Source organism: Desulfuromonas sp. DDH964, assembly GCF_001611275.1.
Lineage (GTDB): Bacteria > Desulfobacterota > Desulfuromonadia > Desulfuromonadales > DDH964 > DDH964.
This window is the reverse complement of the sequence record NZ_CP015080.1, coordinates 3,905,630-3,924,652: the sequence shown is the minus strand read 5'-3', so window position 1 is coordinate 3,924,652 and position 19,023 is coordinate 3,905,630. Positions and strand designations below refer to the sequence as shown.

General features: G+C 59.7%; 21 protein-coding genes. 18 read left to right on the top strand and 3 right to left on the bottom strand.

Annotated features, from left to right (window positions below; all coding sequences use genetic code 11):
* The first annotated feature begins 209 nt into the window (after positions 1–209).
* The 17 genes from rpmH to DBW_RS17825 all read left to right on the top strand — a co-directional run bounded on the left by rpmH (position 210) and on the right by DBW_RS17825 (position 15,054).
* Entirely contained in the window at positions 210–362 is a 153-nt protein-coding gene (gene rpmH, locus DBW_RS17900; RefSeq protein ID WP_066729552.1) for a 50S ribosomal protein L34, read from the top strand.
* Between the two features lie 19 nt (positions 363–381).
* Positions 382–750, top strand: coding sequence for a ribonuclease P protein component (gene rnpA, locus DBW_RS19320; protein WP_082820438.1), 369 nt, complete (start codon positions 382–384; stop codon positions 748–750).
* Complete coding sequence (gene yidD, locus DBW_RS18300; protein ID WP_197463682.1) at positions 747–959, top strand: membrane protein insertion efficiency factor YidD; 213 nt, start codon at positions 747–749, stop codon at positions 957–959. The genes rnpA and yidD overlap by 4 nt, the downstream gene beginning before the upstream one ends.
* Positions 960–994: 35 nt before the next feature.
* Positions 995–2,605 carry a membrane protein insertase YidC gene (gene yidC / locus DBW_RS17890; RefSeq protein WP_082820437.1) on the top strand — a complete coding sequence of 537 codons (1,611 nt, stop codon included), beginning with the start codon at positions 995–997 and terminating at the stop codon, positions 2,603–2,605.
* Positions 2,606–2,685: 80 nt separating this feature from the next.
* Positions 2,686–4,059 (top strand): tRNA uridine-5-carboxymethylaminomethyl(34) synthesis GTPase MnmE, encoded by a 1,374-nt coding sequence (gene mnmE, locus DBW_RS17885; RefSeq protein WP_066729546.1) that lies wholly within the window; start codon positions 2,686–2,688, stop codon positions 4,057–4,059.
* Positions 4,060–4,104: 45 nt separating this feature from the next.
* Entirely contained in the window at positions 4,105–5,973 is a 1,869-nt protein-coding gene (mnmG, locus tag DBW_RS17880; protein WP_335339849.1) for a tRNA uridine-5-carboxymethylaminomethyl(34) synthesis enzyme MnmG, read from the top strand.
* Positions 5,974–5,975: 2 nt separating this feature from the next.
* Positions 5,976–6,629 carry a 16S rRNA (guanine(527)-N(7))-methyltransferase RsmG gene (gene rsmG / locus DBW_RS17875; protein ID WP_082820436.1) on the top strand — a complete coding sequence of 218 codons (654 nt, stop codon included), beginning with the start codon at positions 5,976–5,978 and terminating at the stop codon, positions 6,627–6,629.
* Positions 6,630–6,875: 246 nt separating this feature from the next.
* Positions 6,876–7,649, top strand: a complete 774-nt coding sequence (locus tag DBW_RS17870) for a ParA family protein (RefSeq protein WP_066729542.1) — start codon at positions 6,876–6,878, stop codon at positions 7,647–7,649.
* Complete coding sequence (locus DBW_RS17865) at positions 7,642–8,496, top strand: ParB/RepB/Spo0J family partition protein (protein ID WP_066729540.1); 855 nt, start codon at positions 7,642–7,644, stop codon at positions 8,494–8,496. Before DBW_RS17870 ends, DBW_RS17865 begins: the two co-directional genes overlap by 8 nt.
* 27 nt (positions 8,497–8,523) lie before the next feature.
* Positions 8,524–8,943: a bactofilin family protein gene (locus DBW_RS17860; protein WP_066729538.1), complete on the top strand. Its 420-nt coding sequence runs from the start codon at positions 8,524–8,526 to the stop codon at positions 8,941–8,943.
* 179 nt (positions 8,944–9,122) lie between these two features.
* Complete coding sequence (locus tag DBW_RS17855; RefSeq protein WP_066729537.1) at positions 9,123–9,548, top strand: ATP synthase F0 subunit B; 426 nt, start codon at positions 9,123–9,125, stop codon at positions 9,546–9,548.
* Entirely contained in the window at positions 9,545–10,141 is a 597-nt protein-coding gene (gene atpF / locus DBW_RS17850; RefSeq protein ID WP_231875359.1) for a F0F1 ATP synthase subunit B, read from the top strand. Before DBW_RS17855 ends, atpF begins: the two co-directional genes overlap by 4 nt.
* Entirely contained in the window at positions 10,138–10,680 is a 543-nt protein-coding gene (atpH, locus tag DBW_RS17845) for an ATP synthase F1 subunit delta (protein WP_066729536.1), read from the top strand. The genes atpF and atpH overlap by 4 nt, the downstream gene beginning before the upstream one ends.
* A 9-nt stretch (positions 10,681–10,689) precedes the next feature.
* Positions 10,690–12,198: a F0F1 ATP synthase subunit alpha gene (atpA, locus tag DBW_RS17840; protein ID WP_066729534.1), complete on the top strand. Its 1,509-nt coding sequence runs from the start codon at positions 10,690–10,692 to the stop codon at positions 12,196–12,198.
* 27 nt (positions 12,199–12,225) lie between these two features.
* Positions 12,226–13,092 (top strand): ATP synthase F1 subunit gamma, encoded by an 867-nt coding sequence (atpG, locus tag DBW_RS17835; protein ID WP_066729532.1) that lies wholly within the window; start codon positions 12,226–12,228, stop codon positions 13,090–13,092.
* A gap of 57 nt (positions 13,093–13,149) precedes the next feature.
* On the top strand, positions 13,150–14,556 hold the full coding sequence (gene atpD / locus DBW_RS17830) for a F0F1 ATP synthase subunit beta (protein WP_066729530.1): 1,407 nt from the start codon (positions 13,150–13,152) through the stop codon (positions 14,554–14,556).
* A gap of 84 nt (positions 14,557–14,640) precedes the next feature.
* The gene (locus DBW_RS17825) at positions 14,641–15,054 is read left to right on the top strand and encodes a F0F1 ATP synthase subunit epsilon (protein ID WP_066729528.1); all 414 of its coding nucleotides are present in this window, start codon (positions 14,641–14,643) and stop codon (positions 15,052–15,054) included.
* Between the two features lie 71 nt (positions 15,055–15,125).
* Here DBW_RS17825 and DBW_RS17820 read toward each other — a convergent pair whose 3' ends face one another.
* A complete protein-coding gene (locus DBW_RS17820; RefSeq protein ID WP_066729524.1) occupies positions 15,126–15,854 on the bottom strand; it encodes a FadR/GntR family transcriptional regulator in 729 nt (242 codons plus the stop codon).
* A 93-nt stretch (positions 15,855–15,947) separates the two neighbouring features.
* Between DBW_RS17820 and dinB the strand changes: the two genes are divergently transcribed.
* On the top strand, positions 15,948–17,153 hold the full coding sequence (gene dinB, locus DBW_RS17815) for a DNA polymerase IV (protein WP_066729522.1): 1,206 nt from the start codon (positions 15,948–15,950) through the stop codon (positions 17,151–17,153).
* On the opposite strand, the gene DBW_RS17810 is transcribed toward dinB, so the two are convergent.
* Both DBW_RS17810 and DBW_RS17805 read right to left on the bottom strand, forming a co-directional pair.
* Positions 17,112–17,885: a sugar phosphate isomerase/epimerase family protein gene (locus DBW_RS17810; protein WP_066729517.1), complete on the bottom strand. Its 774-nt coding sequence runs from the start codon at positions 17,883–17,885 to the stop codon at positions 17,112–17,114. The genes dinB and DBW_RS17810 overlap by 42 nt on opposite strands.
* Entirely contained in the window at positions 17,878–18,891 is a 1,014-nt protein-coding gene (locus tag DBW_RS17805; RefSeq protein ID WP_066729516.1) for a potassium channel family protein, read from the bottom strand. The genes DBW_RS17810 and DBW_RS17805 overlap by 8 nt, the downstream gene beginning before the upstream one ends.
* Positions 18,892–19,023 lie beyond the last annotated feature (132 nt).

Here is a 19,023-nt window from a genome sequence, read left to right as displayed (position 1 = left end):
CCCTGACCATTTAAAAGGTAAAAAACAGCTGATTTCGTGGGGATTTCAAGCTAACAGAGGAACTTCCCGTTTGCAAGCAAATTTTGGCTCAGCGGGGTAGGTAGGGAGTCGCAGAAGCAAAACCATCTTGACTTAACGTCAAAATTATGGTTAGTAGTGCCCTTTGACAAAAAACACCGATAAAAAAAACAGAACGGGAGAATAATTTCATGAGTAAGCGTACTTATCAGCCGAGCCGGGTCAGCAGAAAACGGACCCACGGTTTTCGCAAGCGGATGCAGAGTAAAAATGGCCGTATTGTTATCAAGCGCCGGCGTGCCAAGGGGCGGAAAAACCTGGTCGTGACAATCCCCAGCAAATAATTCAAGCAGATCTTCTGTTTTGACGACGCCACGCACCTCTGGCTTCGGGCCAGGGTTAAGACTTCGCCACTCCCGTGATTTTTCAAGGTTACGGCAGGGTGGTCGAAAAATTCACACCAGACATTTCGTCATTTATCTTCTGACCAGGCCAGACGGTTCATGCCGTCTTGGCCTGACGGTCAGTCGAAAAGTGGGTGGTGCCGTGCAGCGCAATGCCCTGAAACGCTTCCTTCGGGAGTGGTTTCGACTGACAATTGGTGAACTGCCCCCCCATACCGATATTTCCGTTGTTGCCCGAAGTAATGCCGGAAATCTCGGCTTTTCCGATGTTCGTGAGGAATTGAAATGCCTGGCCCATCCGGGAAGCTGCCACGGGGGCCAACCATGATAAGGTGGTGCATCGTTTTTGCGATTCGCTTCTACCAGCGATTTTTATCTCCCCTTACCGGACCGTCCTGTCGTTTTTATCCCAGTTGTTCCAGTTACACCCTTGATGCTGTGGTCAAGCATGGCTCGGGCCGTGGTCTGGTGCTCGGTTTCTGGCGAATCTGTCGTTGCCATCCCTTTCATCCCGGAGGTTACGACCCTGTTCCCTGATTGGGTTTTACCGTCCTTTCCGGAGATTGCTTCCCATGGAAAATAAAAACACGATAATTGCCGTCGTCCTGATGTTGGTCGTCTGGGTCGGTTTTTCCGTTCTTTTTCCCCAGCAGCCCCCCCAACCGGAGTCCAGTACCACTTCCGGGGTGAAATCGGTATCGACGGAGAGTGCTCCACCTTCATCCTCTGCCGAACCGGCACCCATTCCCCCTCAGCCACTCCCAATCGTTCCCGACAGCCATGATGCTGTCCGGAATTTCACCGTTGAAAGCCCCCTTTATCGGGCTGTTTTTTCGAGTCGTGGCGGTGAGTTGATTGAATATACCCTCAAGGGGTTTCAAGAGACTACGGATCCCAAATCAGCCAATGTCGCGCTGGTTGTTCCGGGGCCCGGGAATGGGACCCTGCTGATCGGCGGGAGGGAGGCCTTGTCCCTTCCACCCGGGATGAACTTTCACAGCGACAGCCCCCCTTCCCTCCATCTCGATGCTGAGGGTAAAGCTACCCTTCACTTTATCGGCCAGACCCCTTCAGGGGCGATCCTCGAAAAGATCTTTGTCTTCCATGGGAACAGTTACGGCATCGACCTCGATGTCAAGGTTACCAATGGCGGCTCCAATCCTCTTCGGGGTGATCTGGTGCTGACACTTTTTCACCCCTGGGATCCGGAACAAGCTGGTGGGCAATACGACTATGTTGGCCCGGTCTCACTTGTTGGTGACAAGGTTGAAACGGCCAAGATCAAAGATCTTGCCGAGAAGCCCCAGTCCTTTGGGGCCGATACAGTCTGGACCGGCTTTGAAAATAAATACTTCATGAACGTCGGGGTCCCTCTCGCCGGGACGCTGGAGAAGGTATCGGTCTCGAAGACCAGCTCGGGGATCGAAAACCAACTTCAGACCCCATATATGATTCTTGACCCCGGCACCGGGCGAACCTTCTCCTATCTGCTTTATTTCGGGCCCCGGGATCTCGATGTCCTCAAGGGGCTTGACCATCAGTTGGCCAAGGCGATTGATTTCGGGTTTTTCTCCATCATTGCCACTCCCCTGCTTCACGTACTGAAATTCTTTTACTCTTTTGTCGGCAACTACGGGATCGCCATCATCGCGCTCACCGTTATCATTAAACTTCTTTTCTGGCCCCTTACCCAGAAGAGCTACGGCTCGATGAAGGCGATGCAAAAACTTCAACCGGAAATGCAGAAAATCCGTGAGAAGTTCAAAAACGACAAAGAACGCCTTAATCGCGAGATGATGGAACTCTATAAGACACACCGGGTCAACCCTCTCGGTGGGTGTCTCCCGATGCTGGTCCAGATACCCGTATTCTTTGCTCTTTATAAGGTTTTACTCTCCTCTATCGAACTTCGGCATGCCGAATTCGGTTTTTGGCTGACCGATCTCTCCGCCAAGGATCCCTACTACATTACCCCGCTGATTATGGGGGTAACCATGTTTGTTCAGCAAAAGATGAGCCCCAGTACCATGGATCCGACCCAGGCCAAGATTTTCATGTTGATGCCGGTGGTTTTTACCTTCCTCTTTTTGAATTTCCCCTCGGGTCTGGTTATCTACTGGCTGGTAAACAACCTCCTCACCATTCTTCAGCAATACTTTATCAATCGTAAACCTGCGGCTTGAATCCCGTTTCGGTTTTCGAGGGTGTTCCTGGATTAACACCCGCAGTCTTCGGCTGAACGGAGTGATTCGGGCAGGGACCCATGCTTAAGCGCGGTGGAGATACGATTGTCGGTCCGGCCACCCCTCCTGGCGAGGGGGGGGTGGCTATTATTCGTCTTTCCGGTAGTGACGCTGAAACCCTTCTGCGCCGCTTCTTCGTTCCATCCGGCAACAACTGTCCCTTCTCTTCCCATCATCTCTATCATGGTCACATTTTCGATCTGGATGGAGAACCGGTCGACGAGGTCCTGGCCGTCCTGATGCGTGCTCCGCGCACCTTTACCCGGGAAGATGTGGCCGAGATCCACTGTCATGGTGGACCCATCCTGGTCGGACGGATCCTCGACCTGCTGGTGGACGGTGGCGCCCGCCTCGCCCAGCCTGGCGAGTTCACCTTTCGTGCCTTTCTCAACGGTCGCCTTGATCTGACGCGCGCCGAGGCCGTTATCGACCTCATCAAGGCGCAGTCAGCCGCTGCCGGGACCCTCGCCCTGCGACAACTGGATGGGGAACTTTCCCGGCAGCTTTTCAAATTTCGCCAAATCCTCCTCGGACTCCTCGCCGAAACGGAGACCTTGATCGATTTCCCGGAGGAAGACATTCCCCTCCCCTCCCTGCAGCGCCTTGAAGAAGGGGCGACCTCCGTGGCCAGGGAGATGGGTGAAATGTTAAAGGGATTTGCCGCCGGTCGAGCCTTAAAGGAGGGGCTTTCCCTGTTGATTCTCGGTCCTCCCAATGTCGGCAAGAGTTCCCTGCTGAACGCCCTCCTCGGGGAGAGCCGCGCCATTGTCACCGATATCCCCGGGACCACCCGGGATACGATCGAAGAACCCCTGGTCATCGGTGGGTTTCCGCTCCGGGTTATTGATACCGCCGGGATCCGGGAGAGTGAGGACCCGGTCGAGGTGGAGGGGGTCCGGCGCACCCTTGCCAAGATTCGCGGCGCCGACCTTGTGCTTGTCGTCGTTGACGGGAGCCAACCTCGGGGGGGGGATGATTTAAAGTCCCTTGAAGCGTGCTCCGGAAAGCCGGTTCTCCTGGTTGTCAACAAGGCTGACCTGGGGACCCTCCCCCTCGCTCCCCCCTGGCGCGAGCTCCCTGCCGTCGTTGTCTCTTCCCACACCGGGGCTGGACTTGATGAGCTGGGATCCCGTATTGTTGGAATAGTCGGCGGGCCACGAGGTATTGATGTCGAGGGGGGTGTGCTTCTATCCGACCGGCGCCACCGCGAGGCTCTGGTTCGGTGTCAGCGTGGGCTTGAGGCTTTTCTGGAGGGGGTATCCCACTCCCATGATCCTGAGCTCCTTGCGCTTGAACTTCGGGAGGCCCTCTCTGCGCTCGGCGAGATTACCGGGGAAACCACCCCGGAAGAGGTTCTGGCAGTTATCTTTTCCAGGTTTTGTGTCGGCAAGTAGGGTCGTGTTTCACGTGAAACAGGATCCTTTTGGGGAGATCGTTTTGTGCGCCTAGTATCCACCTTGGGTCAAGACTATCAGGTGATTGTCGTCGGTGCCGGTCATGCTGGTTGTGAGGCGGCGTTGGCGGCGGCACGTATGGGGTGTCGTACGCTGTTGCTGAATTTGGGGCTTGATGCGGTCGCGCAGATGTCCTGTAACCCAGCAATTGGTGGCCTCGCCAAGGGGCACCTGGTGCGTGAAATCGATGCTCTGGGTGGGGAGATGGCCCGGGTTATTGATGCGACGGGGATTCAGTTTCGAACCTTGAATACCCGGAAGGGGCCAGCGGTGCGCGCCTCCCGGGCCCAGGCGGACCGCCATCGGTATGCGGCCCAGATGAAGCGGGTGGTCGAATCCCAGGAAGGTCTCGACCTGAAGCAGGGAGCGGTGGTCCGGTTGCTGGTCGAGGCGGGCCGGGTAGTGGGAGTAGAGACGCGCGACGGGGTGGTGTTTGCCGGCCGGACCGTGGTTCTGACCACGGGAACCTTTATGCGCGGCCTGATTCATGTCGGCCTCAACCATTATCCCGGTGGACGCGCAGGGGAGCCTCCTTCGGAGGGGTTGTCCGATGACTTGCGGGTCTTGGGATTGACGGTCGGTCGTCTGAAGACCGGGACACCGGCACGCCTCGATCGTCACACTATCGACTTCGCGCGCCTTGAGGCCCAACCGGGAGATTCTCCCCCGCGCCCCTTTTCCGTCGACACGGAGCGGATTCAGCTCCCCCAGGTCCCCTGCCACGTTACCTGGACCAGTGCGCAGACCCATGACCTGATCCGCGCTGGGCTCGATCGTTCCCCCCTCTACAGTGGGGTCATCGAGGGGGTTGGTCCGCGCTATTGTCCTTCGATCGAGGACAAGGTCGTGCGTTTCCCTGAGAAGGAGCGGCATCAGATTTTCCTGGAGCCGGAAGGCCTCGACTGTGCTGAGGTCTACCCCAACGGCGTATCGACATCCCTGCCGGTCGATATCCAGCAGGCATTCCTGCGTTCGATTCCTGGTCTCGAGCAGGTCGAAATCATGCGCCCTGGCTACGCGATCGAGTATGATTTCGTTGACCCTGGCCAGTTGCAGCCGACCCTGGAAACGAAAGCGATCGAAAACCTTTACCATGCTGGCCAGATCAACGGGACATCGGGCTATGAGGAGGCAGCTGCACAGGGATTGCTCGCCGGTATCAACGCGGCCTTGCGGGCCCGGGGGGAAGCGCCACTGGTTATTGGCCGCGATGAGGGCTATCTGGGGGTGATGGTTGATGACCTGGTCACCCTGGGGACCAGGGAGCCCTACCGGATGTTCACCTCGCGGGCGGAGTATCGCCTGTTGTTGCGGGAAGATAACGCTGACCAGCGACTCACGCCGATCGGACGGCGCATCGGGCTGATCGGCGACCGCCGTTGGCAACGCTTTGTCGCGCGTCAGGATGCCTTGGCGGCAGGCCGGGTCCGTTTGAGCAGCCAGCGCTTGACACCGGGGGACCAGGCAGCGGCCGCACGCCTCGCCGTGGAAGGCCTGCATAATGCTCTCACCCTGGAAGAGTTGTTGCGCCGTCCCCATATCCATATCGAGGATCTGCTCTTTCTGGATGACGAACTGGCGGGCCTCGACCCGGGGCTTTTGGAGGCGCTCGAAATCGGAGTCAAGTATGCGGGTTATATTCGCAGGCAGGTTGACCAGGTGGAGCGTTTCCGGCGGACCGAGGATGTGCAGATTCCAGCCGGCTTCGCCTACCGCGGGGTTCCCGGGCTGTCCACGGAGATCCAGGAGAAACTCGAGGCGGTGCGTCCGTTGAGTCTGGGGCAGGCAGCACGGATTCAGGGGGTGACTCCGGCGGCAATAGCGATCTTGTCCGTACTGTTACGGCGGGGTTAGTCGTGGATTTGACGCAACTGCTGGAGCGATCCCTGTTGGGGGTCGGGGTGGTTTTGCCGCTTCCGGTACGGGCAGATCTGTTGCGCCTCCAGGAAGAACTGTTGCGCTGGACGGCACGGGTGAACCTTACGGCAATTACCGATCCGGAGGAGGCGCTGGAGAAGCACCTGGTTGATTCCCTGACCATCCTGGGGGATATCGACCAGACTGGCCGCCTTCTCGATCTGGGCTCGGGCGGGGGATTCCCGGGCCTGCCACTGCGTTTGGCCGCGCCAGGGTTGCGGGTCCTCTCGGTCGATGCCGTTCTGAAGAAGATAACTTTTCAGCGTCACCTGGTGCGGCAGTTGGGTCTCGACGGTTTTGTCGCCTGGCATGGTCGAGCCGAGGAAGTGCCGCAGCGGAGCGATCTGGGGGCGGGTTTCGATCGGGTCGTCTCCCGGGCCTTTACCTCCCTGGAGCAGTTTGTGCGCCTCGCCCTCCCCTGCCTTGCCCGGGATGGCAGAATAATTGCCATGAAGGGGGCCGAGGGTGAAGGTGAGTTGCGGCAGGCTGAACCGGTTCTGGCGGAGCTTGGCCTGGTTCCCATCGAATGTCGCATGTTGACCTTGCCGGTGAGTGGCGCTCGACGAACCGTGATCGTGCTTGGGCGCTTTTGACCACAAGATATGGCGTGCGGTTGAACTCCCACCCCAAAATCTGGAAATTCTCTAGAACTCCCCGATATTAGAATGTTTTTGGGGGCTTTTTGCTTTGCGGGCCAGGGGGTTTATGGTAATCTTGGGCCCCGCTGTCCAAGCGGTTCCGTCGCAAAGAAATCCCCAGATCTGAACCCGCCGGGACCTCCTGGTGGTATCCCGCGGCCTGCTTCCGAGAGAGGTTCGCGTCCGATAAGAGGTAGAGCGTTGGGCCAGATTCTTGCCATTGCGAATCAAAAAGGGGGGGTCGGAAAGACAACGACTTCGGTCAATCTGGCCGCCTCCCTGGCCGCCGCCGAAAAGCGGACGCTGTTGATTGACATGGATCCCCAGGCGAATGCCAGCAGTGGTCTCGGTGTCGATAAGCAGTCTCAGGAATTGACCATCTACAACGCCCTGCTCGGTGAGGCGAGTGCCCGCGATGTGCTGATCCATAGCAAATTGCCTTGCCTCGATATTCTGCCCGCCAACACCGACCTGATTGGCGCCGAAATCGAGCTGGTCAGCGCCCTGGCCCGGGAACAGAAACTCAAGAGTGTTCTCTCTGAAGTCCGTGATGACTACGACTACCTGATCATCGATTGTCCCCCTTCGCTGGGTCTCTTGACGGTCAATGCATTGACCGCGGCCGATGCGGTACTGATTCCGTTGCAATGCGAATTCTACGCGATGGAGGGTCTGAGTCAGTTGATGCAGACCATTCGCCTGATTCAGAAGGAGCTCAACCAGGGGCTCCAAATCCGCGGTATCGTACTGACCATGTTCGACAGCCGCAACAACCTCTCGCATCAGGTCAGCGAAGAAATCCGTCGGCACTTCGAGGATCAGGTTTTGAAAAGCGTTATCCCGCGCAATGTCCGTCTCTCCGAGGCGCCAAGCCACGGCCTGCCGGTCCTGCTTTACGATATCAGCTCCCGCGGCGCAACCGCCTATCTGGAGCTGGCGCGGGAAATTATCGAAACGGGGAAATCTCATGGCTAAACGACCGGCGCTCGGCAAAGGGATCGGCGCCCTGCTCAGCTCTGCTTCCCATGAAGGGGGGCGGAAGTACTTTCTCTGCCCGATCGAGGAACTCAAGCCGCACAGCAGGCAGCCCCGCAAGACCTTTGATGACGGCAAGATGGCCGAACTGGTTGCTTCGATCCGGGAAAAGGGGGTCATTCAGCCCCTTGTGGTTCGCCAGCTCGGCGACCATTACCAGATTATCGCCGGTGAACGCCGTTGGCGTGCTGCCCAGAAGGCCGGACTGCGGGAGATCCCGGTGGTCATCCAGGATGTTTCCGAAGACTGGGCGCTGGAAGTGGCCCTGATCGAAAATATCCAGCGGGAGGACCTCAACCCGATCGAGGAAGCCGAGGCCTACCGGAACCTGATTGAAAGTTTCGACCTCTCCCAGGAGGAGGTCGCCAAGCGGGTCGGCAAGGATCGCTCCACCGTCGCCAACGCCTTGCGCCTGTTGCGACTTCCCGACGTGGTGCGGGAAGATGTCCTCGCCAACCGCATGTCGATGGGACATGCCCGCGCCCTCCTCTCGCTGGAAGAGGAGGAGGATCTCCTTGAGGCCCGGCAGCAGGTGGTGCATAAGCACCTCTCGGTCAGGGAAACTGAGGCCCTGGTCAAGCGCATCAAGAGTATCGTTGCCGGCGGGCGCCCCAAAGCCAAGGAGACCTCTCCTGACCCGCAGCTGGTTCATCTTGCCGGCGAATTGAAGCGGGCCCTCGGAACCCAGGTGAAGATCATTCCGCGGGGAAAGGGCGGGAAGATCGAAATCAGCTATTTCAACCCGACCGACCTTGACCGCTTACTCGAAGTTCTGAAAATTTCCTGATCGGCCGTTACGGCGGGACATCTCTCCATGTGGACCAACAAGGGCAAGGGGATTATGCGTAAAGAATCGATAGAGAAGAGCGAAATTAAAGCGTTTCTTGGCCCTGGAAGTCAGTTTGAGGGCAAGCTGCTGTTCAACGAGATTGTTCGTCTCGACGGAACCTTCCGCGGCGAGATCAATTCGCGGGACACGTTGATTGTCGGCGAATCGGCCGATGTTCAGGCGGAAGTGACCGTCGGCACCCTGATACTGAGTGGCAGCTTCAAGGGGAACATCAAGGCCAGCCAGCGGGTCGAGCTCCGCTCTCCGGCGCGGGTCGAGGGGAATATAGAAACCCCGGTCCTGGTGGTGGAGGAGGGGGTCCTGCTCAATTCCACCCTGGTGATGAAGACCCCGGATGGGGGCGCAGATGGCGCAAAGGGGCAAGCGGTCGCACTCAAAAAGTGATCTGGAACCAGGTCCCCAATGGCCGGCCGTGACCCCGCTGTGGGCACAAAAGACCTTGACTTCACCCTGTTCGTATGTTAGCTATCTCCTGTTTTGCCCTTCTGGGGCATTTTTAACCCCCGGGACGGCTGTATACAGTATACCGAAGGCCGAAGGCCGGTTTGGCGAGAGGTGTCGTAGTGATCAATATTGACTGGACTATCTTACTGCAGTTCTTCAACTTTGTGGTGTTGATGTTTGTTCTGAACATCATCCTCTATCGGCCCCTGCGCGCCATCCTTGCCAAGCGCCGGGAGGCTATCGAGGGGAACCACGCCAAGGCCAAGGAACTTGCCGGGCAGATCGATGCAAAGATGGCGGCCTACCAGGAGCAGTTGCAGGAAGCCAAGCTGAAAGGGGCGCAGGAAAAGGCCCAGTTGAAGAAGCAGGCAGCAGGCCAGGAGGCCAAGATTCTCGGCGCCGCGCACGAAGAGGCCAATGCTCATCTGCAACAGATCAAGGGCCAGGTCGCGACCGAGGCGGCTGCAGCGCGTTCGGCCCTGAAAAAGGAAACCGATAGCCTGGCAGGCATGATTGCCGGCAAGGTTCTGGGGAGGGCACTGTGAAAAGTCTGCTGCCACGCAAGGGCATGATTGCCACACTCGCTGCCGTCCTGGTTGTGGCCGCCGCGAGCGTCGCCCTGGCCGCCGGGGGTGAAGGACACCACGTAGACGGTGGGGTATTGCTGAAGGATTTCCTCTATCGCTGTCTGAACTTCGCGATTACTCTCGGCCTGCTCCTCTATTTTGTCACCAAGCCGTTGCGCAAGGGGCTTGCCGGGCGCCGCGAGGGGATTGAAAAGGCCCTCGCCGAGGCCGAGCAGGCACGTCAGGAGGCCGAAGCACGCTTCGCCGAATACGACCAGAAGCTGGCCAAGGCCGCCGGCGAGGTTGATGCCATCTATGCCGAAATTCGCCGTGAAGGCGAGCTGGAGAGCAAGCGGATCGTCGCCAACGCCCAGGAGATGGCGGAAAAGATCAAGGCCGAAGCCAAGCGGAGTGCGGCCCACGAAGTCGCGCGGGCCCGGGTTGAGCTGCAGCGCGAAGCCGCGCAGATGGCCGTGGCGATCGCCGAGGACCTGTTGAAAAAAAGCTTCTCTGCGCAGGATCAGGACCGCCTGGTCAATGAATACATGCAAAAGGTAGGAGAACTCCATTGAGCGTCAGTGCGATTTCCCGCAGGTACGCCAAGGCGATGGTCCGGCTTGCCTCTGAGCAGAACCAGATCGAACGTTTTGGCGAGGAGCTGGGGCAGTTCAACGCCCTGTTGGCCCGGGAGGATCGGCTGCGGCTGATCCTTGAAAGCCCCTCCTTTCCCATGGACCGGAAGACGGCGATCCTCGAGGATCTGCTCGCGAGTCTGCAACCCACGGCAACCGTGAAAAACTTTCTCGGCCTGCTCCTGGAAAAAGACCGGCTGCAGTACCTGGCGTTGATTACCGGTGATTACCGTGCCCTGGCCGATGAATTGTCCGGCATCGTACGGGCCCGGGTGACGGCAGCAGCGAGCCTCAGCGCGGAGCAACGCCAGGCCATCGGCAAATCGCTGCAGCAGCAGACCGGCAAGCAGGTCGAGCTGACGGTGGCGGTCGACAGTTCCCTCCTCGGAGGCCTTCAGGCAGAAATCGGCGGCCGGCTCTTTGACGGCAGCCTCAGGACTCAGCTGAATCGAATTGAAGATACCTTAAAGAAGGGGTGAGAAGGTCTTATGGAAATCAGAGCCGAAGAAATCAGCGCAATTATCAAGAAGCAGATCGAGAATTTCGGTCGCGAAGTCGAAGTCAGCGAGACCGGAACGATCATTTCCGTCGGTGACGGTATTGCCCGTATCCATGGCCTCGACAAGGCGATGGCCGGCGAACTCCTCGAGTTTCCGGGCAACATCATGGGCATGGTCCTCAATCTTGAGGAGGACAATGTCGGTGCCGCGATCCTCGGTGAAGCTCACCACATCAAGGAGGGCGATACCGTCAAGCGCACCGAACGGATCGTCCAGGTCCCGGTCGGCGACGCCCTCGTCGGTCGCGTCGTCGACGGCATCGGTATTCCGATTGACGGGCTCGGCGATATCAAGAGCAATGATTTCCGCCAGGTTGAAATCAAGGCTCCCGGCATCGTTGCCCGTAAGTCGGTTCACGAACCGATGCAGACCGGACTGAAGGCAATCGATGCCATGGTGCCGATCGGCCGCGGCCAGCGCGAACTGATCATCGGCGACCGCCAGACCGGCAAGACCGCCGTTGCCGTCGATACCATCATCAACCAGAAGGGGAACGGCGTCGTCTGTATCTACGTCGCCATCGGTCAGAAGCGTTCGACCGTCGCCCAGGTCGTCGACAAGCTCAAGCAGCACGGCGCCATGGATTACACCATTGTCGTTGCCGCGACCGCTTCCGACCCGGCTCCGCTGCAGTTCATCGCTCCTTACACCGGCGTCACCATGGGCGAGTTCTTTCGCGACAACGGCAAGCACGCCCTGATCATCTACGATGACCTTTCCAAGCAGGCCGTCGCCTACCGCCAGCTCTCCCTGCTGCTGCGGCGTCCGCCGGGACGCGAGGCCTTCCCCGGCGACGTCTTTTACCTCCACAGCCGGCTTCTCGAGCGTGCCGCCAAGCTCAACGACGACCTTGGCGCCGGCTCCCTGACCGCGCTGCCGATCATCGAGACCCAGGCCGGTGACGTCTCGGCCTACATCCCGACCAACGTCATCTCGATCACCGACGGCCAGATCTTCCTCGAAACCGACCTCTTTTACTCGGGCGTGCGTCCGGCGATCAACGTCGGCCTCTCGGTCTCCCGCGTCGGCGGCAGCGCCCAGGTCAAGGCGATGAAGCAGGTCGCTGGCACCCTGCGGCTCGCCCTCGCCCAGTATCGCGAGATGGCCGCTTTCGCCCAGTTCGGTTCCGACCTTGACGCCGCCACCCAGCGCCAGCTCAACCGCGGCGCCCGCCTGGTCGAAATCCTCAAGCAGGGGCAGTACAAACCGCTGCCGGTGGAGCGCCAGGTCATGGTCATCTACGCCGCCAACAACGGCTTCATCGACCAGTACCCGATCAGCGCCATCGGTCGTTACGAGGCCGAACTGATGACCTTCATCGACAGTAAGCACGGTCAGTTGCTCAGCGACCTGAAGGCGAAGATGGCGATCGATGCCGACCTTGAAGGCCGTATCAAATCCGCCCTGGAGGAATTCAAGGGACAGTTCGCGGCTTAATCAAACGCACGCAAAGGGTTTGAACAGATGGCTAATCTGAAGGATATAAAAAAGCGCATCACCTCGGTCAAGAACACCCGGCAGATCACCAAGGCGATGAAGATGGTCTCCGCCGCCAAGTTGCGGCGGGCCCAGGAGGCGGTGGTCGCCGCCCGTCCCTACGCCAAAAAGATGCAGGATGTTCTTTCCAGCCTCGCCATGCGGGAGGATGCCGATGGGCACCCGCTGTTGATGGAGCGTGGCAAGGGACGGGCGCTGGTGCTGCTCTTGACCGCCGACCGCGGTCTCTGCGGCGGCTTCAACGGCAACGTCAGCAAGGCTGCCGAGCGTTTCATCAAGAGCAACGAGGCCGGATACGAAGGCTACGACCTGGTGATCGTCGGCCGCAAGGGGCGCGAGTACCTGAAGAGCCGGGCTGGTCTTACCATCACCAAGGTCCATGAAAACCTGACCGGCAGCATCTCCTACAGTACCGCCGCCCTGATCGGGCAGGAGATCATCGACCAGTACGTTGCCGGCAGCTACGATGCGGTCTTTTTTGTCTTCAACGCCTTCCGCAGCGCCATTTCCCAGGACGTGACCATCGACCAGCTCCTGCCGATCGTCCCCAAGGTGGTGGAGGCGAATGAGCAGGTGGTCGATTACATCTACGAGCCGAGCCGTGGCGAGGTTCTCGACCAGATTCTGCCCAAGCACATCGAGGTACAGATCTTCCGCGGCCTGCTCGAGTCGGTGGCGTCCGAGCACGGGGCGCGCATGAGCGCCATGGACAGCGCCAGCAAGAATGCCTCCGAGATGATCGGCAAGCTGACCCTGCAATACAACCGGGCGCGCCAGGCCGCAATCACCAAGGAGCTGATGGAAATCATTTCCGGTGCCGAATCGATTAAATAACTTCAGCAAATAAACGTTTTACACCTGACGCGGGTGGAAAAAGGAGGACGGTTCACCATGAATAAAGGCAAAATCACCCAGGTTATCGGACCCGTTATCGACGTGGAGTTCGAAGCCGGCAAGCTCCCCGAGATCTACTACGCCCTGAAGATCACCAACCCGGCCCTCGGTCCCGGGGAAGGCAACCTGGTGGTGGAAGTCGCCCAGCACCTGGGCGAGAATACCGTTCGCGCCATCGCCATGGATTCCACCGACGGCCTGGTTCGCGGCCAGGAGGTAATCGACACCGGCAAGCAGATCGTCATGCCGGTCGGTCGCAAGACCCTCGGCCGCATTCTTAACGTCATCGGCGAGCCGGTCGACGAGATGGGTCCGGTCGGCAACGAGCAGGAGTGGGAAATTCATCGTCCGACCCCCGAGTTTGTCGATCAGTCGACCAAGGTCGAGGCCTTCGAAACCGGCATCAAGGTGGTTGACCTCCTCGCCCCTTACGCCCGTGGCGGCAAGATCGGCCTGTTCGGCGGCGCCGGGGTCGGCAAGACCGTTCTGATCATGGAACTGATCCACAACATCGCCAAGCAGCACGGCGGCTTCTCGGTCTTCGCCGGCGTCGGCGAGCGGACCCGCGAGGGGAACGACCTCTGGCACGAGATGAAGGATTCGGGCGTTCTCGACAAGGCCGCCCTGATCTACGGCCAGATGAACGAGCCGCCGGGAGCCCGTGCCCGCGTCGCCCTTTCGGCCCTGACTGTCGCCGAATATTTCCGCGACGAGGAAGGCCAGGACGTGCTCCTCTTCGTCGACAACATCTTCCGTTTCACCCAGGCCGGTTCCGAGGTCTCGGCGCTGCTCGGCCGCATCCCCTCGGCGGTCGGTTACCAGCCGACCCTTTCCACCGAGATGGGCGAGCTGCAGGAGCGCATCACCACCACCAACAAGGGGTCGATCACCTCGGTCCAGGCGATCTACGTTCCGGCTGACGACCTCACCGACCCGGCCCCGGCGACGGCGTTTGCCCACCTCGACGCCACCACGGTGCTTTCCCGGCAGATCGCCGAGCTCGGCATCTACCCGGCCGTCGACCCCCTCGACTCGACCAGCCGCATCCTCGATCCCCAGGTTGTCGGCGAGGAGCACTACAAGGTCGCCCGTGACGTGCAGTACGTGCTGCAGCGCTACAAGGACCTCCAGGACATCATCGCGATTCTCGGTATGGACGAACTTTCCGAGGACGACAAGCTGGCTGTCGCCCGGGCGCGGAAGATTCAGCGTTTCCTCTCCCAGCCGTTCCATGTCGCCGAGGTCTTCACCGGCTCCCCCGGCAAGTACGTCGAACTCAAGGACACCATCCGCGGCTTCCAGGATATCGTGGCCGGCAAGTACGACGACATCCCCGAACAGGCGTTTTACATGGTCGGGCCGATCGAGGAAGCCCTCGAGAAGGCGAAGAAGCTGGCGGCATAATTTATATCGGGCAGCTGGCCAGGAGTGGACTCCCGGAGAACTCCGGATTCCACCCTTCTGGCCCTCAGCCGAAGGTATTCATACATGGCAGAGAAACTCAGATTGGAAATGGTCACCCCCTACAAGCAGGTCCTCTCCGAGGAGGTCGACGAGCTCACAGCGCCCGGCAGCATCGGTGAATTCGGCATCCTGCCGGGGCATACCCCGATGTTGACCACCCTCAAGATCGGTGAGCTCTCCTATCGCAAGGGGGACGAGCTGTTCCACGTGGCGGTGAACTGGGGTTACGTGGAAGTCGAAAATGATAGCGTTACGGTACTGGTGGAGACCGCTGAGCCGGCCGACCAGATCGACCTGGCCCGGGCGAAAGCCGCCCTTGGGCGGGCCGAGGAGGCGCTCAAGCAGCTCTCCTCCGAGGACAAGGATTTCCTGGTGATGCAGGCCGCGCTGGAGCGGGCGATGATCCGGATTCAGGTGGCCGGGAAAAAAGGTCACTGATCCTTTTCCAGGTAGAATTAAAAAGGGCGGCTCCAAATGGGGCCGCCCTTTTTTTTCTCTGAATTGGGAACTCAGCTGCCGAGGCCGGCGTTGAGGATCTTATCGATTTTGGTATCGACGGCGGAGAGGTGCTCAAGCATCATCAGCCGCGCCCGCTCCGGATCGTGGTCGGCAATGGCAGCGTAAATCGATTGGTGCTGGCGACAGAGGAGCTGGACATCCCCCTCCCGCTGGTTGAAGTCGACCAGAGAGAGGCGCAGGGAGGCATAAAAGAGGGAATGGATGCTGGTCAGAACGTGAATCTGGATGGTGTTATGGGATGCGGCGCTGATGGCGGAGTGAAAACGGGCATCGAGGTCCGAATCCCAGACCCCCTTCGCCGCCTTTTGGGTCATTTTGCCGACCAGCTCCTGCAGCAGCGCGAGGTCCTTGGCATCGGCCCGTTGCGCGGCGAGGCAGGCTGACCAGCTTTCGAGCCCCTTGCGAACCTCGACCAGGGCCGGTAGCAGGCGCGGGTCGGCTTCGACCATCTGCGAAAGGGGATCGGCCAGGCTGGTTTCGGCGAGGGAGCGGACATAGGTCCCACCGCCCTGGCGCGCCTCGACCAGCCCCATGGCGTCAAGAACCATGATCGCTTCCCGCACCGAAGGCCGGCTGACGCCAAGCATGGCCGACAGCTCCCGTTCCGAGGGGATGCGATCCCCGGGTTTAAGGTCCCCCTGGGAAATCATCTCGCGGATCTGCTCGACGATCTCCTCGGAGATCTTTTTGGGGCGAATCGGTTGAAAGACAACGGTCATGCCAGCACTCCACGGTAGAATGGTAAGACCGGTTTCTAGCACGCAGCGCGCCAAAGGTCAAGTTGAGCGCTGGCAAAAGGGTGAATTAGGCGCATGGCACGACAAATTCTGCACGCCGATATGGATGCTTTTTATGCCGCGGTGGAAGAGCTGGATGATCCGACCCTGCGCGGTCTTCCGATCATCGTCGGGGGGGATTTGCGGCGCGGGGTGGTCAGTGCCTGCTCCTATCCGGCGCGCCGGTTTGGGGTCCATTCCGCCCTGCCGATGGCAATCGCTCTGCAGCGCTGCCCGCAGGCCGTTGTTCGGCGGGTGAGAATGGCACGGTATCAGGCCGTTTCGCGCCAGGTCATGGAGATCTTTGGGCGCTTTACCGATCGCATCGAAGCAATCTCCATCGACGAGGCTTTCCTCGATGTCACCGGGTGCCAACGCCTGCTGGGGTCTGCTGCCGAGATTGCCACTCGGATCCGCGCCCAGGTCCGGAGCGAAATCGGCCTGGCGGTCAGTATCGGCATCGCACCGAACAAGTTTGTCGCCAAGCTCGCCTCCCAGAAAGCGAAACCGGACGGCCTGCTGGAGATCCTCCCGGAAAATCTGGACAGGTTTCTGGCGCCGCTGCCGATTGCAGAGCTCTGGGGCGTGGGGCGCGTGACCGCGGACCGCCTGCAGCAACTCGGGATCTTCAGCGTTGGAGACCTGCGCGATTACTCGGAAGCCCAGCTCGTGGCACAGCTTGGGCCGAGCGGAAAACAGTTGCAGCAGCTCGCCCGGGGTGTGGATTCACGCCCGGTGCAGCCCACTGAGGGTGTCAAGTCGGTAAGTCACGAGACGACCTTCAGTTACGACCGGCCGGATCTTGCTGGCATCGAGGAGGAACTGCACCTCCTCTGCCAAAAGGTCACCGAGCGGATGCGCCGCTACGGGTTGCGGGGGCGTCGGGTAACCCTCAAGCTGAAATACGGTGATTTTACCGCCATCACCCGCAGTCAAACCCTGCCGGAAGGGATCGATAACGGGGGAGACCTGTTGGCTGTTGGCCGCCAGCTGCTGGCAAAGACCGAGGCCGGAAAGCGGCCGGTGCGGTTGCTGGGGATTGGCCTCTCCGAATGGGAGGGGAGAGCAGCGCAGCAGGAACTCTTTGCCGGCGACGACAGGAGTAGCCGAAAACGGGAGCTGGACCGGGTGGTTGACCAGGTGAATCAACGCTTCGGGCGCGGGCGGGTTGGCCCAGCCAGCCTCCTCCATCGAGCCCGCTCAACGCCGGAGGAAGGGGGCGACTCCAGCGATGGAGCGTAGCAGAGCCTGCCGGTCGTGGGCTTCGAGGGTCATGGTCGGTGCCACCGGGAGGTTGGCGACCAGTGCGAAGAGACGGCGGAAATCGATAACCCCTTCGCCGACCGGAAGATGATCGTCGAGCGAACCATGATTGTCATGCAGGTGAAGATGGATCATGTGTGAGCCGAGGGCCGCGAACCAGATCTCCAGGGAGGTCTCCCCGAAGAGTTGCCAGTGGCCGATATCGAAGCAGTGCCCGAATTCAGGGCTGTCGATAGCATCGAGTAACGCGACCAGGGTCGCCGGCCGCACCTCGAAAATGTTTTCGAGAGCGATCCGCAGGTCGGCCTGACGGGCGATCTCCAGCAGCGGCGGCCAGAATTCGAGGGACTGCTCGAGCCAGAGATGTTCCTGTCCACCATATTTCCAGAACTCATACCCGGGGTGAAAGACGACGACGCGGGCGCGGAGCCGGGCAGCTGCTTCCAGAGTCTGCTGGTAGCGCTGGGCGGTGACAGCCCCGACCCGTGGCTCGAGCGCGCCGGGATTGAGGTCATGAAACGGCCCATGAACGGTGACGGCGAGCTTGGCAGCGGCCAACCGCTCACCGGCCAATTCGAGGGTTTTGGCCGGGATCCGGTCAAGGTCGGGACCGCGGAACGCGATCTCGGGCTGGAGCCGTTGTTCGAGAAGATAGTCCAGTTCAGCTTCCAGCAGCCGGGCCGGAAGGTGAACATGCAGCCGCTCAGGCATGAGAGCCCTCCCGGGTAGCGATCGATTCAAGATCCTGAATGGCTTTAGGTTCGCCGAGAGTAATCAGCACGTCCCCGGCCTGAATCAGGGTGGCTGGCGCCGGGTTGAAAAGCATCTGGCCGTCCCCCTTCTTGATGCCGACGATGATGATGCCGAGATCCTTGCGGACCCCGGAGTTAACCAGCGACTTCCCGACCAGGGCCGAGTCCGGCGCAACACGGATCTCTTCAAGCTGCAACTCAAGGTTGCGTCCCGCCGTAGCGATTTCAATAAAATCAACTACTGAAGGGCGCAGCACCGCCTGGGCCATTCGCGATGCGCCGATGGTATAGGGCGAGATGACCTTGCTGGCACCAGCGCGGCGCAATTTCTTTTCCGAGCCCTCTTCCCCCGAGCGGGCGAGGATAAACATATCCGGGTTGAGCCCGCGGGCGGTCAGGGTGATGTAGACGTTTTCCGTATCCGAGGTGACTGCGGTGATCAATCCTCTGGCCCGGAGGATGCCGGCGGCCATCAGCGTTTCGTCGTCGGTGGCATCGCCGCGCACGAAGAGGATCCCGTCGTCGCTCAGTTTTTCGCAGAGCAACGGGTCCTTCTCGACGACCACGAAGGGGATCGGTTTGGCCGCAAACTCGCGGCAGATCAGGGTTCCGATCCGGCCATATCCGCAAACAATGTAGTGACCGCTCAGTTTGTTGATCTGTTGTGCCAATTTTTTTCTCCCCAGGATGCGACGCAGCTGTCCTTCGACCATGATCTGGATCAGGCTGCCGATGGAATAGGCAATAATACCTGCTCCGAAGATGATCAGCAGGATGGTGAAGACTTTTCCGGGCGGCGAGAGTTCGTGGACTTCCTTGAACCCGACGGTCGCCAGGGTGATCACTGTCATGTAGAGGGCGTCGAAGCTGGACCATCCTTCGATGAGGACATAGCCGAGGGTGCCGAGGCCGATGACACCGATCAGAATGGAGAGGGAAAACCGTAGATTGCGGACTGGATCCATAAGCGCTCCGGGGGCCCAAAGTACCGGGATAATAGCTGCGTAAACGCTAAAAAGCAAGGAGTTCTGCTGATGTGCATCGCTGGATGGGGGTGAAAAATGCTTGACAACTTATGTATACTGTATACAATTTCC

Coding starts and splice junctions, on each gene's coding strand:
- rpmH (WP_066729552.1), top strand. CDS start 210: ATGAGTAAGCGTACTTATCAGCCGAGCCGGGTCAGCAGAAAACGGACC.
- DBW_RS17820 (WP_066729524.1), bottom strand. CDS start 15,854: ATGACCGTTGTCTTTCAACCGATTCGCCCCAAAAAGATCTCCGAGGAG.
- DBW_RS17865 (WP_066729540.1), top strand. CDS start 7,642: ATGGCTAAACGACCGGCGCTCGGCAAAGGGATCGGCGCCCTGCTCAGC.
- atpG (WP_066729532.1), top strand. CDS start 12,226: ATGGCTAATCTGAAGGATATAAAAAAGCGCATCACCTCGGTCAAGAAC.
- DBW_RS17810 (WP_066729517.1), bottom strand. CDS start 17,885: ATGCCTGAGCGGCTGCATGTTCACCTTCCGGCCCGGCTGCTGGAAGCT.
- yidC (WP_082820437.1), top strand. CDS start 995: ATGGAAAATAAAAACACGATAATTGCCGTCGTCCTGATGTTGGTCGTC.
- DBW_RS17825 (WP_066729528.1), top strand. CDS start 14,641: ATGGCAGAGAAACTCAGATTGGAAATGGTCACCCCCTACAAGCAGGTC.
- mnmE (WP_066729546.1), top strand. CDS start 2,686: ATGCTTAAGCGCGGTGGAGATACGATTGTCGGTCCGGCCACCCCTCCT.
- atpA (WP_066729534.1), top strand. CDS start 10,690: ATGGAAATCAGAGCCGAAGAAATCAGCGCAATTATCAAGAAGCAGATC.
- DBW_RS17860 (WP_066729538.1), top strand. CDS start 8,524: ATGTGGACCAACAAGGGCAAGGGGATTATGCGTAAAGAATCGATAGAG.
- DBW_RS17805 (WP_066729516.1), bottom strand. CDS start 18,891: ATGGATCCAGTCCGCAATCTACGGTTTTCCCTCTCCATTCTGATCGGT.
- atpD (WP_066729530.1), top strand. CDS start 13,150: ATGAATAAAGGCAAAATCACCCAGGTTATCGGACCCGTTATCGACGTG.
- dinB (WP_066729522.1), top strand. CDS start 15,948: ATGGCACGACAAATTCTGCACGCCGATATGGATGCTTTTTATGCCGCG.
- yidD (WP_197463682.1), top strand. CDS start 747: ATGATAAGGTGGTGCATCGTTTTTGCGATTCGCTTCTACCAGCGATTT.